The following is a 713-nucleotide window of genomic DNA, read 5'->3' on the forward strand; positions in this document are numbered from 1 at the left end:
ATATATTTCCGCATACGGGTTTTACGGAGGGGCATTTAGAGAATATAATTGCTGAGCATCCGGGTGTTGACACTGTCTTGGCTTCTATTAGCCGTGTTTATCTCCCCTATATCTTTTTATCATTGTTTGGTTCATTTTCATAAACCACAATTTTCCCATTGATCAAGTTGCCAGTAGGCCACTCTTTAACAAAAGGTGGTATGCTCCTCTTCTTGCACCTTCTTCTAAGCAACATTTGCCCAACATATTCCGGCAGTACATCTCCCGCACAGATATCAAGCACGCTCTGGTCAGGCGCAAAAATCTCTCTTTTAATTGGAATATATCCTAAATCATACAACGGTTCAGCCGTAGCTAAAAGTTTTGCCAAGCATTCATTTTCATCATCATCACCCGTACCACTATGTACAACTTTTATAACCCTATAGTCATTTATAATTTCTCGACTGCTAGCTTTCGTTACATCGTCGAGATATTTTCTAATAGACATAGTTTCCCCCAGCCTATCCTATTTTTTGATTTTAATTCTTGGTTGATTCATACTTGTTCCAAAAGTCATACTTTCAATTTTATCAGGAGCTATTCCCATTTTATCTGCAATCATTTGTCGAATGCTATTCACAGGATTATCAATCTCGTTATAATCAATCTTTGAATTAAAGGCAACTCCTCGCTCTTTTGCAAATTGAGATATTAGTTTATGCATATAAACC

The 713-nt window shown here is 37.2% G+C and carries 2 protein-coding genes; both read right to left on the minus strand.

Annotation, left to right across the window (positions count from 1 at the left end; genetic code table 11):
* Nucleotides 1-106 precede the first annotated feature (106 nt).
* Nucleotides 107-490: a hypothetical protein gene (locus ACYVTD_RS15030; RefSeq protein ID WP_461248517.1), complete on the minus strand. Its 384-nt coding sequence runs from the start codon at nt 488-490 to the stop codon at nt 107-109.
* A gap of 18 nt (nt 491-508) precedes the next feature.
* Nucleotides 509-713, minus strand: a 205-nt coding sequence (locus ACYVTD_RS15035) for a hypothetical protein (protein WP_461248518.1), incomplete at its 5' end; no start/stop codon positions are given.

The organism is Treponema sp. R6D11 (genome assembly GCF_054786075.1).

Excerpts from the sequence above, each read along its gene's own strand:
- ACYVTD_RS15030 (WP_461248517.1), bottom strand. The coding sequence starts at position 490 with ATGTCTATTAGAAAATATCTCGACGATGTAACGAAAGCTAGCAGTCGA.